This window comes from Chryseobacterium ginsenosidimutans (assembly GCF_039536845.1).
Classification (GTDB): Bacteria; Bacteroidota; Bacteroidia; order Flavobacteriales; family Weeksellaceae; genus Chryseobacterium; species Chryseobacterium ginsenosidimutans_B.
Window position 1 is genome coordinate 174,046 of record NZ_BAAAZJ010000003.1, and the last position, 14,152, is coordinate 188,197.

The following is a 14,152-nucleotide window of genomic DNA, read 5'->3' on the forward strand; positions in this document are numbered from 1 at the left end:
TATCCACAATCATAAACTTACCTTAATAAACCTCGATACAATGCACCGAGTAAAACCTGAAGGTTTTTTATGCTAACAAATTATGTCGTTCCATTAAGCATTATTGGTATATATGATACTTCTTCAATTGCTAAGTTATGATTGTTCTCTCTTCTGATTTTATCTCTTTTGCCTAAGCTTTTTAGCCTTTTAATAAAATTCATGCCTTCTATAGTGATTTTATTTGAATAATCTATTAAACCATAATCTTTTGCCTCATCATATACTAAATTTAACTCACTTTTAGATAAACCCAAGATATGACAAATTATAATATCCTCGTATTTCAAATTCTTCAGAAAAAGTAAGAGTATTATTGAGTGGTCTTGTTTAGTATTATTTAATTCATCTTGCGATTTAATAAAATATTTTCCAAAATTCAAAAGGGTCTTGGAAATATCAATTCCAAGTTTATTACAAATATTAATATAGAAAGAAACTTCCTTTTTAAATTCTCTTGCTTCACTCATTTTAGTGATTGCAGTTCTTGGATATAGTGGTGTCCAATTATCCCTGTCATTCCAAATAATGGATAAGGCGTTATTAGGTGTGGAGTGAAAGAAGGATACAAATGACTGTGATTCACCATAACCATAGACAACCTTTTTTTTGTCAAACGTATAATTAAATTTGTTTCCATATTTTTCTACAATAGATTTAATTTTTATAAAATCTCTATAATTAAAAATATGTAGTGGTGTTTCAGAACGAACTAACATTTTGTTTCTAAAATCAGCAATTACTTCTATTGAAGGTAGTTTAGATTTTATGTTAGCTTCTGCTTTTTTCATACATATACAAGCAAGAATATGTAATGAGTTTATTTTATTATCAATTATGAAGTTTTGCAAATCTAAATTTTCATTATAAAAGTCTATAAAAGTATTACCTGTACCTATAAAGTCATCAAGAAAAACAATATGTTTAATATTGGAAAATTTTAAATTTTTAACATCATTTGAAATCTCAATATAGTGTTTCCTTTTTTCAAAGGCTTTTGTTTTAGCAATTGGATAAGTAACAAATATTCCGCTTTTCCCAAATTTTCCGAAGGGGTATATTAAAATTTCATCTTTCTTATTGGGGATTTTTAATAATAGTTCAGCAAATAAATCATCTAATCTTGCTAAAAATTCATTATATGAAATATATTCAAAGACACTGAGTAAATCAAGCATACTTTTGACTTCATTTTTGTTGAAATTTTCTAACCATTTAATTACTTTAGTTGGCAAAACAGAGTGCTTTAATCGAGGTAGCAAAACCTCAATTTCTCTTAAACGATCTTTATCTATTTCAAAATCATGTGGCATATTTCGACAAAAGGTAAATATAAGAATTAAAGCATTTGTAGCAAAATTTATTTAAATCATGTTCAGGTACTTAACCACTTGTTGAAAAAAATATGTAAACTCAAGAGAATAGGTTCAGTGTACTAAATATACCCCCTTCATTATCAAAAGGAAATGACTTTTAAAACTGCATGGGGGTATCTTCGATTTACATTTTGAAAATAGATTTTTCAACTTTTTTCTTTGCTTTCTGGTTGATGTGATATTACCTATAATCGGTTGTTGATTGTGTATATGATTTTGTTAGTTTTTGGATATAATAATCTTGTGTAAAACAGGATTGCTTAATGATTACAAGATGTTTTTATTTGTTGGATAAAAGATAAAATATAACATTCTAAAATTTGAAGAAAAACCAAATTGTTGCCTAAATGTTGCTTTAAAAATAATAAAACCGCCTAAAATAGGCGGTTTAAGTGGAGTTGGAGGGATTCGAACCCTCGTCCAAACAAGCAATACATAAGATTTCTACATGCTTATTCTACTATTTATTTTCGACTGGAGGCAGAGAGCAGACGCCCAACTTCCAGCTTATCTTCTAGATTTTCGTGCTTTATCCGAAGCTTCTAAAGCCTTATTTCTGCATTCCTATATCCCAAAATCAAACGCCGCAGAACAGGGCGATTGTGGAATATCTTGCTTCCTTACTATCTTCGGGAAAACGCTTGATCTACTATACTTCGATATTAAGCTGCAAGAGCGAACTCTTCGTTGCCAGTTAAAGTTTTGTAGCAAGGGATTAAAGAGATCGCGCTACGGTTCTCTGCATGCTTACTTACCCATTGGTCTTGCTGTCGAAACCAGTCAACCCCATGAATAAAGTGAATGCAAAGATAGTACTTTTGTTCAAATACCATTAACATTGTTTGTTGCTTTTTTTAATATTAATTCTATTCGGGGTATTTTGGGAATAAAAAAGTGCCAGAATTTTCTGACACTTTCTATAATTAATCTCTGTTTTTTAATAATATCCATCCGGAAAGCTGAACCGGTTTTTTTGTAATTCTGTCTTCCCATTGTAATTTATACCAATAAGTTTCTGTAGGTAAAGGTCTTCCAAGATATTTTCCATCCCAAATTGGTGTTTTTGTACTTGGTTTAAATACAGCTTTTCCATATCTGTCAAAAATACCACCTTCAAAATTTCCGTATTTGCTGATCTCGCTGAAATCAATCACATCATTTTTTCCGTCACTGTTTGGTGTAATCACATTTGCCATAAAGAAGGTGTAATATTCTGCAGTGGTATCACAAGTCGCACCTCTGTTTCTTACTCGAATCGAATATTGCGTGTTTTTAAGAACACTGAAAGTGCTTGATGCTTGCCAAGTTACTCCTCCGTCAATAGAATATTCCAAAGGAACATTTCCATTATTTTTAACTATGATTGTTAGAATATTATTGTTATAGATTATTTCAGAAATTTGTGGTGTTACAATATATCCGACAGTTGCGGTAAATATATTTGAACAAACTCCATTACTGATGGTCACCGAATAAGTTCCCGGCGTATCTACACTGGTAGTTTGGGTTGTAGTACCTGTATTCCAGCTGTAAGAATAGCCTGGTCCGGTTCCGGCATCTAAAATTCCTTTGTCTCCTTTACAGATTTCAATATTATGTAGTGTTGAAATAATTTCAGGAACTACAGTAATTGTTATTGTTGCCGAGCTTGTTGCTGAACAGCCATTTGTCCCAATTCCTGTTACGGTATAAGTCGTTGTTGAAGATGGTGAAACAGTTTGAGTATTTCCGTTTCCTGTCAATCCTGTCCAAGTATAAGTACTTGCTCCCATTGCTGTCAGTGTAATAGATTCACCTTTACAGATTTTTAACTTTGGAGCGGAAACACTGATGATTGGAGGTGTAATATTTTTAATAACTGTTACAGAGCCTTGTTTTGTACATCCATTCGGAGTTGCGCTGGTTATTGTTAAGGTATAGGTTCCTGCATTATTTACAATTGGAGTTAATGTATTGGCTCCCGAAACAATAGTTCCGCCGCCTGTTGCAGTCCATAAGAATATTGAACCTGGTTGATAAACTGAAGCTACTGCATTCAATGTAATTTGCGAATTTGCACAATCAATCTGTCCCGGAGCATTGATGTTAACAATAATCGCAGGATCCATCGTTGCCGTTACAGATTTTATATATTGGCATCCGTTTAAAGTTGTCACGGTTACAGTATGCGTTCCTGAAGTATTTACTGTAGTTGTTGCTGTTGTAGCTCCGTTTGACCAAAGGAAAGTGTTTCCTGTTCCGTTGGCTGTGGCAGTTAAAGTTGTTGAAGAACCTTGACAGAAATTAAGATTTCCCGTAATCTGTACGTTTGGATCAACACCTTGCGTGATCGTAACAGAAACAGGATCACTTGTACAGGTTCCGTTATTATAAGTTAAAGTATAGTTTCCTGGGTTTGATACAGTAATTGATTGTGTTGTTGCACCGTTTGACCAGGTATTTCCTGTTGCAGAACTTGATGTTAAAGTTACCGGAGTATTATTACAGATAACATTCGATGAGGTTGTTATCGTAGGAGTTGGCTTTACATTAACAATTAATTGCAGTTCTGCAACTTTCGAGCAAGATCCTGATTTTACTAAAACATAAATTGTGGCATTTCCTGAAGTATAAGCTGCAGGAGTTGGAATTGTATTGGTATTTTCTGCTAAAGCATCGGTTTGATTTAAATAATAACTGAAAACCACTCCCGAAGTTGCACTGATATTCGGTTGAGATAATGGTAAGTTAAATGTTGCCGTATTTGTATTTGAACATAAACTCAAACTTGAATTCTGAACAATAGGAACAGCTCCCTGAGTCACAGTCACAGATTTTGTATACTGACAGTTCGCAGGAGTTTTCACTGTTACGGTGTAAGTTCCCGGTGTTGAAACAGAAATTGTATTTCCTGTAGCTCCTGTTGACCATGTATAAGTATTTCCTGTTCCATTTGATGTGGCAGTTAAAGTTGTTGGAGCTCCGCAAACAATCAGATTTCCTGAAATTTGAGGATTCGGATCGCTTTCGGCTGTTAAAATAACCGAAACAGGTGCGCTTGTACATATTCCATTGGTGTTTGTTAAAGAATAAGTTCCTCCGGATGTTACGGTAATAGATTGTGTTGTAGCTCCATTTGACCAAGTGTTTCCTGTTGCCACGCTTGAAGTAAGGATAACATTTCCTCCGAAACAGATTGTTGGAGATGAGCTTGTGATTGTCGGCGATGCAAGTTGTGTTACATTCAGCTGTAATGAAACAACTTTTGCACAAGTTGTAGATTTTACTCTTACATAAATTGTTGCGTTTCCTGAAAGATAAGCTGTCGGAGTTGCGATTGTACTTGTGTTTCCTGCAAGAGCATCTGCTTGGTTTACATAATAATCAAAAGTAACTCCCGAAGTTGTACTGATATTCGGTTGGGCTGTTGTTAAATTAAAAGTTGCAGTTGTTGTATTAGAGCAGTTTGTTAAAGTAGCATTTTGAACAACTGGAACAACACCTTGTACTACGGTTACCGATTTTGTGTATTGGCAGTTTGCCGGAGTTTTCACCGTTACGGTATAAGTTCCTGGAGTTGAAACATTAATTGAAGTTGCTGTTGATCCCGTTGACCATAGATAAGTGTTTCCTGTTCCTGTTGAAGTTGCGGTAAGAGTAGTGGAAGTAGATTCGCACAGAGTTAAGTTTCCATTGATCTGTACATTGGGATCAGTGTCCTGGGTAATAATTACCGAAGTTTGTGGACTTGTACAAATTCCATTCGTGCTTGTCAAAGTATAAGTTCCTGGAGTTGTCACCGTGATTGAAGGAGTAGTTTCTCCGGTTGACCATGTATTTCCTGTTGCATTACTTGATGTTAAAGTAATATTTCCGTTCGGACACAATTTTGTTGCCGAAGCAGTGATGGAAGCGGTTAAACTTTTATCTTTAAAAACAATCGCATTAGTCTGTTTGCAGGAGTTGATCGAATTATTCGGATTGTTCGGATCTTGATAACTTATGTTGTAATAATAAGTGGTACTTGTATTTACGGTAATTGGAGCAGTAATAGGATTGGTTCCTGTTGCGGCATTATTGGCTGTGCTGTAATAAGCTACGGAGAAATTAGGATTTCCGTTCAAAATTCCCGCAGATAAAGTACTGAAGTTGAAATTTGCAGTACTTCCACAAATATTTATTTCTCTCGGAGAGCCTGTCGTTGGTCCTGCAGTTCCAGGTGGAATAAAAGGATTTGGAGCAATAGTAGAATTGGTGAAAGGCGAAACAAATGTCGCGGTTCCTCCCCAAGTTAAATTAAATGTATAAACAGTTGTAGACCAATTATCAATATACAGATAATATGTCTGACCCGCCAGAACATCCATATATTTACAATAAGGATTTGTATTTCCTGCTCCTGATGACGTGTTGGTGTTGGTCATGTTCATTCCTGTGTTGGCGAAATATCCCGAAGCGTTACATCTTACGGGTGTACCTCTGTTGGAGCAGGTGACGTTGGGTCCGTAGATAGCCCAGTCGTAATCAACAGGTCCGGTAGGAGCGAGGTCGAATGTAAGGGTTCCGCTTGTAGCGATTGTAAATTTATACCAGACAGAATGGTTTTCATAAGAAAGGCATCCTCCAAGAGTTTCATTGGTATTTCCAATTCCAACCGGAGTGTAGTTGATGCTTGAATTTCCACAAACTGTAATCGCGGAGACACAGTCTTCCTGCGCAAAAACAGAAATATGAAGAATGAATAACAAGGAAAAGAGTAATTTTTTAAGCATAATGAAAAAGGGGGTAATTTTTTTACACAGATAATATCTTTTGTAGTAAAGCCGATTTTTTTTTCTATAGTTAAAGGGCTGAGTTGGAAAATCAAAGACTTTTCTTTTATTAGCAAGGAAATCCTTTAGGTAAAGGTATAGGTCGAAATAGTATTCTCACAGTTAGTTGGTTTTTAGTATTTTAAAATAATTTACAAATCTAAATAAATAAGGGATGCAAAAGTATATATTTTATTGAATTTTATTTTATAATTTATCTAAAATCAGTATGAATTATTTGTTAAGTGTGCTTTTTATTAAAATTTTTCTAAAAAATAATAAATCCGAAAAGAAGTATTTTTATGGAATAAAGTTTTGTGGTTTAATAAAAAAGTTCTATTTTTGCAATCCAAAATGAGATGTAATATATGTTAATAATTCCAGTAAAAGATGGTGAATCCATCGACAGAGCATTAAAGAAATATAAAAGAAAATTTGATAAAACGGGTACAGTTCGTCAATTGAGATCTAGACAGCAGTTTATTAAGCCTTCTGTAACTTTAAGACAAGCTAGGTTGAAAGCTGCTCACAAGCAAAGAAATCTTAGTAAAGAAGAACAGGCTTAAGAATTTTTCTTAACCACATACTAATTCACTCTTTAAATAGTTATATTTGAAGAGTGAATTTTTGTTTTTATACATTATATGATGCTGGACAAATTCTTAGAATATTTACAATTCGAAAAGAGGTATTCTCCTCACACTATTACAAGTTACCGAAAAGATCTTGAAGATTTTTCCCATTTCTATCTTAAAACAGAATCTTCCGAAGATGTTTCCAAAGCAGACAAAAAAGTCATCCGGAATTTTATTGTTGAGCTAAGCGAAAATAATATTTCAAAGAGAAGTATCAACCGGAAATTGTCTTCCCTTCGTAGTTTTTTTCTCTTTCTTTTAAAAATTGGTGACATTAAAGTTTCTCCCACAGAAAATATTTCTTCCCTGAAATTTTACCCCGAAAAGCAGATTCCTATGTCTGAAGAAGAGATGCAAAAGCTTAATGATGAGGTTTTTGATCAGGTTCATGATGTATTGGAGAAATGTATTATGGAAGTTTTGTATCAGACGGGAATTCGTAAAGCTGAGCTTTGTGGTATGACTTTTGAGAATGTTAATTTAAGCGGAAATGAATTGAAAATAATAGGAAAGGGGAACAAAGAAAGATACATTCCTATATCCGAAAATTTGTCGGATCTGCTTAAAAGTTATCTGATAATAAGGAAACCGGAGACGGAGCATAAATCATATTTTTTTGTAAACAAGAAGGGTAAAAAACTCAACGAAAAATTTGTTTATGTGGTAGTTAATAAGTACCTTAGTCTTATAACAACAAAGGAAAAAAGAAGTCCTCACATCCTTCGGCATAGCTTTGCTACTCACGTTTTGGATAATGGGGCGGAGATCTCCAAAGTAAAGAAAATATTAGGGCATTCCAGTCTTGCAAGTACTCAGGTCTATACGAATGCTAATATCGAACAATTGAAAAAAGTGTTTAATCAGGCTCATCCAAGAGCGTCTAAAAAAGAAGAATTATGAAGATTACAGTACAGTCAATTGGTTTAACTCCACACGAACCACTAGAATCACACATCGAAAAAAAAGTAAGCAAATTAGATACTTTTTACGACAAAATTCAGGAATGTAAAATCTTTTTAAAAGTGGAAAATAATGCAGATAAAGCAAACAAAACTGCTGAGCTTATTTTGGCGGTTCCGGGTGATGATATCGTCGTAAAAAAGACATCTGCGAGTTTTGAAGAAAGTTTAGACATGTGTGTTGATACTGCTAAAAAGCTATTAATCAAGAAAAAAGAACTGGCGTAGAAAAAAAAGATAAAAAAAGTCATTAAAAAGTTTGAGAATTCAAAAAAACCGTTCTATATTTGCACTCGCAAAAAGGGAATAGCGTTCTTTTGAATTCTTTTTAATTATATGCCTCCATAGCTCAGTTGGCCAGAGCACGTGATTTGTAATCTCGGGGTCGTGGGTTCGAATCCCTCTGGAGGCTCATTAATATAAACATTCGGGAAGATTCCAGAGTGGCTAAATGGGACTGACTGTAACTCAGTTGCTTCGGCTTCGCAGGTTCGAATCCTGCTCTTCCCACAGTTTATATTTTTAAAAAAAGTCTTGCGGATCTCAAGAAGTTTTCTTAGATTTGCAGACCGTTACCAATGATTTTGGAAACAAAATTGCGGAAGTAGCTCAGTTGGTAGAGCGTCAGCCTTCCAAGCTGAATGTCGCGAGTTCGACCCTCGTCTTCCGCTCAATAATCACACTGCAAAAGCGTGATTTTTTTTTAAAAACTTCTGAAAAGTATAGAGTAGAATTTTCTCAACAACTTTCAGGCAGAATATTAAAATTGCCTCCATAGCTCAGTTGGCCAGAGCACGTGATTTGTAATCTCGGGGTCGTGGGTTCGAATCCCTCTGGAGGCTCATTAATATAAACATTCGGGAAGATTCCAGAGTGGCTAAATGGGACTGACTGTAACTCAGTTGCTTCGGCTTCGCAGGTTCGAATCCTGCTCTTCCCACAGTTTATATTTTTAAAAAAAGTCTTGCGGATCTCAAGAAGTTTTCTTAGATTTGCAGACCGTTACCAATGATTTTGGAAACAAAATTGCGGAAGTAGCTCAGTTGGTAGAGCGTCAGCCTTCCAAGCTGAATGTCGCGAGTTCGACCCTCGTCTTCCGCTCAACAAAAATCACTCTATTCTTAGCGTGATTTTTTTGTTTAGTGCCGACTTAGCTCAGCGGTAGAGTGCTTCCTTGGTAAGGAAGAGGTCACGGGTTCAAGTCCCGTAGTTGGCTCTCATTATTATCCCGAAGAAAATTCGGGATTTTTTTTGCATAAAATTTCAGGCTTTTTTAATAAATTTTAGTTATAAGATTTTAATAATGTCTAATTCTTAAAACGAAATTATTTACCGATGTCAGGCTGAGGCTCTCGAATCTTTATTTAAAACTTTATGCAAAGATAATTTTTACTTAAACAAAAAGTAAAATCTTTTTGAGGTTTAAAACTACCTTAAAATTTAATTAAAGTATTCTCCACTCTATCATTCTTCCTTTACAATCATAAAAATTTTCGTTACATTCGTATAAAATAATTTTTGATGAATATTCTTTTATTGGAAGACGACCTTATTCTTTCTGCGGAACTGTGTAAGTTTCTGGAATCAAATAATTTTACCTGTGATAAAATTTATGACGGGGAAACGTTTTTGCGCCAGATAAAGAACAGTACTTATGATTTGTATCTGCTGGATATCAATGTTCCGAAGATAAACGGACTGGATGTTTGTCAGACCATCCGTTCTTTCGATAAAAATACACCAATTATCATCATTTCTGCATATGGAGATCTTTCTGACAAAAAAGATGCTTTTACAAGATTAGCAGATGATTATTTGGTGAAGCCTTTTCAGTTTGAAGAATTATTGTTGCGTGTCAATTCACTGTTAAGAAGAAAAGCACCTTCTGATGCAACTGATCAGGATATTCTGAGAATTGATGATTTAATTGTTAATAAAACCGAGCAGAAAGTGTATCGTGGAGGAAACGAAATCGGTCTTACCTTAAAAGAATTCCAGTTATTGGTTTATTTGGCAGAAGCACAGGGAAGAACGGTTTCAAAACAACAGATTACAGAACATGTCTGGGAGCATAATTTTAATACAAATACAAATACTGTCGAAGTTTACATTAATTTTTTAAGAAAGAAAATTGATAAAGATTTTAAAGTAAAGCTTATTCATACACGTTCAGGTTTTGGGTATTACTTAAGTCCGTTATAGAATGTCTTTAAAACGAAAGATAGCACTTAATCTCAGTATTGCCTTTTCATTGCTTTTTGGTATTGTGATGGCGGTGATTTATATGTCTTTTAATGATTTCAGGAAAGAGGAATTCAAAGAAAGATTCAGACAGAGATTGGAGTTTACGTCCCATTTTATTGCGAAGTCAAAAGATTTTGAAGAAGAAGCGCCTGTTTTTTTTAATGAAAATTCGGATAATATTCTTTTAAATGAAACGATCTTAATTTTTAATAATGAAAAAGAGCTCATCTACAGCACCATCAAAGATCGAAATGTAACCTGGGACAGCACCTTATTAAAAGAACTCGACGAAAAGAAAATCGTCTATTCCGAAAAAACAGTGCCTGAAATTTACGCAGCTCTCAAAACCATCAACGGCGAAAACTACTATATTCTTACAAGTGCTTTGGATACCAACGGAAATTCAAAGCTGGCTTACCTGAAGTACCTTTTAATAACGGCTTATGTGATGAGCACGTTGCTTATCGGTTTTTTTAGTTATTATTTTATGGGACAGTTCCTGAAGCCTTTGGAAGATTTGAATCAGGAAATTTCAGAAGTTACAGCACACAAATTAACAACACAGATTCCGGTAAGAGAATCCAACGACGAAATCAATGTTCTTGCACGATCTTTCAACACAATGATTACGAGATTGGATGATGTTTTTCAGTCGCAAAAAGACTTCACGGCAAGTGCTTCACACGAAATCCGGACACCGATTACCAGAATGGCTTTTCAGTTGGAAAATTTAATCAAGCTTGAGCAGCATTCTCCGGAAACTTTATCTTCTTTAAAACAGATTCAGAGAGATGTTTATCAACTATCTGATCTTACGAATTCTCTATTGTTATTAACGAAATTCGACAAAGAAAATATTCAGAGTATTTACGAAGAAGTAAGGATTGATGAAGTTATTTTTGAGTCTTTCGAAGCAGTGGAAAAAAGTTATCCGAAACTTAAAATGGATTTCCTGATTTCTGAAGATACTTCTGAAGATGCTTTGTTAACGATAAAAGGAGTTCAGTCTTTACTGGATATTGTTTTTATTAATTTGTTCAAAAACGCAGCAGTGTATTCTGACGATACGGAAGTGGATGTTTTAATTAAAGAAACAAACCAAAATCTCATCGTTGAGGTAATTTCTCACGGAAATACAATTCCCAAAGAAGAGCAGTTAAAATTATTTGAAGCATTCATGCGAGGGAATAATTCTCAGAATATTTCCGGTTCCGGTCTTGGTTTAAGAATTGTTAAAAGAATTCTAGAATATCATGGTGCCGAAATTGTTTATTCCTCTCCGGCAGATTTATTAAATAAATTCAGTGTGGTTTTTAATAAATAAATTTTCATTAAAACTTATAAGCTTTCAAAACATCTGTATTTGCTATATCACCCTGAGTGCGAAACAGTCGAAGGGTCTTTATGAACAAGGCTTCGTGAGTCAGTCTGACAACGCTGTCGGAAACTTAAATAAACTAGGCTTATATTAACTTGTATTTTAACCGAAGTTTCATTAAATCAACCTATTATAAGTAATCCCAAACTAAATTTAATTTTTTTTTAAGGATTCTTTAAGAGCATTTTAATAGCAGAAAGGCATTTTTGTATCATAAAATCAATAAAATGAACAAATTTGCAGGGCTGCTCGTCGTCATTTCCTCATTCGTGACGGCACAACAGCAAATGTCGCTTTTGGATTGCGAAGAAGCCTTCCAGAAGAACAATTTACAACTGCTCGCCGAACAGTACAACATCAACATGGCTGATGCAGATATTTTGCAGGCTAAAATCTGGGAACTTCCGCAACTGAGCGGACAAATCAATGCGTACAATCCTGAAGACAGAAAAGTTTTCGACGTAGGTCACGCAAAAGGAGCAGAAATTACCCAATTAATTTATATGGGTGGTAAAAAGAAAAACGAAATTGCTTTTGCAAAATCGAATAAAGAACTGGCTCAGCTTCAGTTTTCTCAACTTCTGGTGGATCTGAAGACGCAGCTTCGTACAACGTATTTCAACCTTTATTATGAAAGATTAAAGCTCGATAATACCAATAAGCAATTGGGTTATATGAATGATCTTTTGGCTGCATATAAAATACAGTCGGCAAAAGGAAATGTTTCTTTAAAAGATGAAGTGAGATTACAGAGTATCGTTATTCAATTAAATAATGACAAACTCGGAATTAATAAAAACATGCTGGAATTTGAACAGAATTTAAAAGTTCTTACAGGAATTACAGATGATATTAACCCACAGCTTTCAGATTCGGAAGCAAAAGAAATTCTGGCTTCTCAGCCTTTCGGTGACGAAACCGAACTCAAGAAAAAAGCACTGGAAAATAATTCCGATTATCAATATAATTTAAAATTAATAGACAACAGTAAGTTGTATGCTCAATGGCAAAAATCTCTGAACGTTCCTGATGTAAATGTTGGTGTCGGATGGGATCAAAACGGAGGAACTTTTAAAAATGAAGCCAATCTGATATTTGGAATTCCGTTGCCTTTATGGAAATCAAATAAAGGAAATGCTGAAAAAGCCAATTTTGCGATTCAACAAAATCAGAAAAATGCAGAATTCCAGAAATTAAATTTGGAAACAAAAGTTGAATCTGCATACAAAACCTGGAAAACACAATATGATCAATTAGCCGAAATAAAATCTACAGATCTTAATAATATGGATTTGGTCTACAATGGAATGCTGAATAATTTCAGAAAAGGAAACATCAGTCTTATTGAATTTGCAGACTTTATGGACAGCTACAGAGAAACCGCTCTCCAGATTTATGATATGAAAAACGGAATAATGCAGTCGGCAGAACAATTGAATCAACTAATACAAACGAAAATCTTCTATTAATATGAAAAATTATATAATCCTGATAATGGTGGCTTTGTCAGTTTTGTCTTGCTCAAAAAAAGAGGAAGAGGTAAAACCACAGGCGAAAAAAGGCTTTGAGCTTAGCAATACAATGCTGCAGTCTATTTCTTTGGCGAGAGTTGAGAAAAAAAATATAGAAGACGATTATAATTTTTACGGAAAGATTTCGGCAGATAAAAACAGCTATATTGATGTTTATCCGCTAGTCGGAGGGAATGTTTTGAGCGTAAATGTAGAGTTAGGAGATCATGTGACGAAAGGGCAGGTTTTAGCTACCATCAGAAGTACGGAGTTGGCGGAAGTTCAGAAAGATGTAAGTGATGCGAAAACGGATTTGGTTGTTGCCCAAAACAATCTTCGCGTTGCAAAAGAAATGTACGAAGGAAAACTGAATACCGAAAGAGATGTTCTGGAAGCCAAAAGCCAGTTGCAGAAAGCGCAGGATCAAATGCAGAGAGCAGGTGCGGTGAGTACGGTTTATAATGTGAAGAAGGGAAATATCTACAGTGTTGTGGCTCCGATCAGTGGATACATCGTTCAGAAAAACATCAATAAAGATATGCAACTGAGAAACGACAGAAGCGAGAATATTTTTGATGTTGCCAATACAACCAATGTTTGGGCAATCATGAATGTCAACGAATCTGATATTGATAAAATAAATCTGGGAATGAAAGCTCAGGTTTCCACATTGTCTTATCCAGACAAAGTTTTTGACGGAAAAATTGACAAGATTTTTAAAATAATTGATCCTGAAACAAATGCAATGCAGGCAAGAGTTGTTTTGGATAATAAGAACGGATTGTTGATTCCTGACAGTAAAGCAACGATAAAAGTTACAAGCTCGGAAAATAATATGGCTTTAACGATTCCTTCCAAAGCCGTTATTTTTGATGATAACAGAAGTTTTGTGGTGATCTACAAATCCAGAACCGATGTAAAGGTTAAAGAAATAAAAGTGTTGAAACAGGTCGGTGATATTACTTACGTTTCCGAAGGCTTGTCTGAAGGAGAGCAGATCATCACGAATAATCAATTGTTGATTTATCGCTCTTTGAATAGTTAAATTTTTATTTTAAACCATTAAGATTTGATTAAGCTTTTAAAAATGTAAAGATTATTTCTTTCAAATTGGATTGTTTTAAACGGTGTTGTCAGGCTGAGGTTCTCGAAGCCTTGTTCATAATGACTCTTCGCTGCTTTGAGCTCAGGGATGACAATCGAAAATTTAATTATCAGAA

General features: G+C 34.6%; 9 protein-coding genes, 7 tRNA genes and 1 other RNA gene. 14 read left to right on the forward strand and 3 right to left on the reverse strand.

The window, feature by feature from the left end; translation table 11 throughout:
- Nucleotides 1-80: 80 nt before the first annotated feature.
- From ABD745_RS00875 to ABD745_RS00885, 3 genes are all read right to left on the reverse strand, one after another.
- Nucleotides 81-1,352 (reverse strand): phosphoribosyltransferase-like protein, encoded by a 1,272-nt coding sequence (locus tag ABD745_RS00875; protein ID WP_344823783.1) that lies wholly within the window; start codon nt 1,350-1,352, stop codon nt 81-83.
- 453 nt (nt 1,353-1,805) lie between these two features.
- Nucleotides 1,806-2,203: a transfer-messenger RNA gene (ssrA, locus tag ABD745_RS00880) on the reverse strand.
- A 135-nt stretch (nt 2,204-2,338) separates the two neighbouring features.
- Complete coding sequence (locus ABD745_RS00885) at nt 2,339-6,142, reverse strand: T9SS type B sorting domain-containing protein (protein ID WP_344823787.1); 3,804 nt, start codon at nt 6,140-6,142, stop codon at nt 2,339-2,341.
- A gap of 431 nt (nt 6,143-6,573) precedes the next feature.
- On the opposite strand from ABD745_RS00885, the gene rpsU reads away from it, so the two are divergent.
- The 14 genes from rpsU (at nt 6,574) to ABD745_RS00955 (ending at nt 13,977) form a co-directional block, all read left to right on the forward strand.
- Entirely contained in the window at nt 6,574-6,771 is a 198-nt protein-coding gene (gene rpsU, locus ABD745_RS00890; RefSeq protein ID WP_047399333.1) for a 30S ribosomal protein S21, read from the forward strand.
- Nucleotides 6,772-6,852: 81 nt separating this feature from the next.
- The gene (locus ABD745_RS00895) at nt 6,853-7,740 is read left to right on the forward strand and encodes a tyrosine-type recombinase/integrase (RefSeq protein ID WP_344827170.1); all 888 of its coding nucleotides are present in this window, start codon (nt 6,853-6,855) and stop codon (nt 7,738-7,740) included.
- Nucleotides 7,737-8,027, forward strand: a complete 291-nt coding sequence (locus ABD745_RS00900) for an HPF/RaiA family ribosome-associated protein (RefSeq protein WP_047399334.1) — start codon at nt 7,737-7,739, stop codon at nt 8,025-8,027. Before ABD745_RS00895 ends, ABD745_RS00900 begins: the two co-directional genes overlap by 4 nt.
- A 110-nt stretch (nt 8,028-8,137) precedes the next feature.
- Nucleotides 8,138-8,211 (forward strand) — tRNA-Thr (locus ABD745_RS00905).
- Nucleotides 8,212-8,228: 17 nt separating this feature from the next.
- Nucleotides 8,229-8,309 (forward strand) — tRNA-Tyr (locus ABD745_RS00910).
- Between the two features lie 88 nt (nt 8,310-8,397).
- Nucleotides 8,398-8,470, forward strand: a tRNA-Gly gene (locus ABD745_RS00915).
- A gap of 97 nt (nt 8,471-8,567) precedes the next feature.
- Nucleotides 8,568-8,641 (forward strand) — tRNA-Thr (locus ABD745_RS00920).
- 17 nt (nt 8,642-8,658) lie between these two features.
- A tRNA-Tyr gene (locus ABD745_RS00925) sits at nt 8,659-8,739 on the forward strand.
- A gap of 88 nt (nt 8,740-8,827) precedes the next feature.
- A tRNA-Gly gene (locus ABD745_RS00930) sits at nt 8,828-8,900 on the forward strand.
- 43 nt (nt 8,901-8,943) lie between these two features.
- A tRNA-Thr gene (locus tag ABD745_RS00935) sits at nt 8,944-9,015 on the forward strand.
- A 305-nt stretch (nt 9,016-9,320) separates the two neighbouring features.
- Nucleotides 9,321-10,001 (forward strand): response regulator transcription factor, encoded by a 681-nt coding sequence (locus ABD745_RS00940; RefSeq protein ID WP_344823796.1) that lies wholly within the window; start codon nt 9,321-9,323, stop codon nt 9,999-10,001.
- Between the two features lies 1 nt (nt 10,002).
- A complete protein-coding gene (locus tag ABD745_RS00945; protein ID WP_344823799.1) occupies nt 10,003-11,367 on the forward strand; it encodes an ATP-binding protein in 1,365 nt (454 codons plus the stop codon).
- Between the two features lie 281 nt (nt 11,368-11,648).
- The gene (locus tag ABD745_RS00950; RefSeq protein WP_344823802.1) at nt 11,649-12,890 is read left to right on the forward strand and encodes a TolC family protein; all 1,242 of its coding nucleotides are present in this window, start codon (nt 11,649-11,651) and stop codon (nt 12,888-12,890) included.
- 1 nt (nt 12,891) lies between these two features.
- A complete protein-coding gene (locus ABD745_RS00955) occupies nt 12,892-13,977 on the forward strand; it encodes an efflux RND transporter periplasmic adaptor subunit (protein WP_344823805.1) in 1,086 nt (361 codons plus the stop codon).
- The last annotated feature ends 175 nt before the right edge of the window (nt 13,978-14,152 follow it).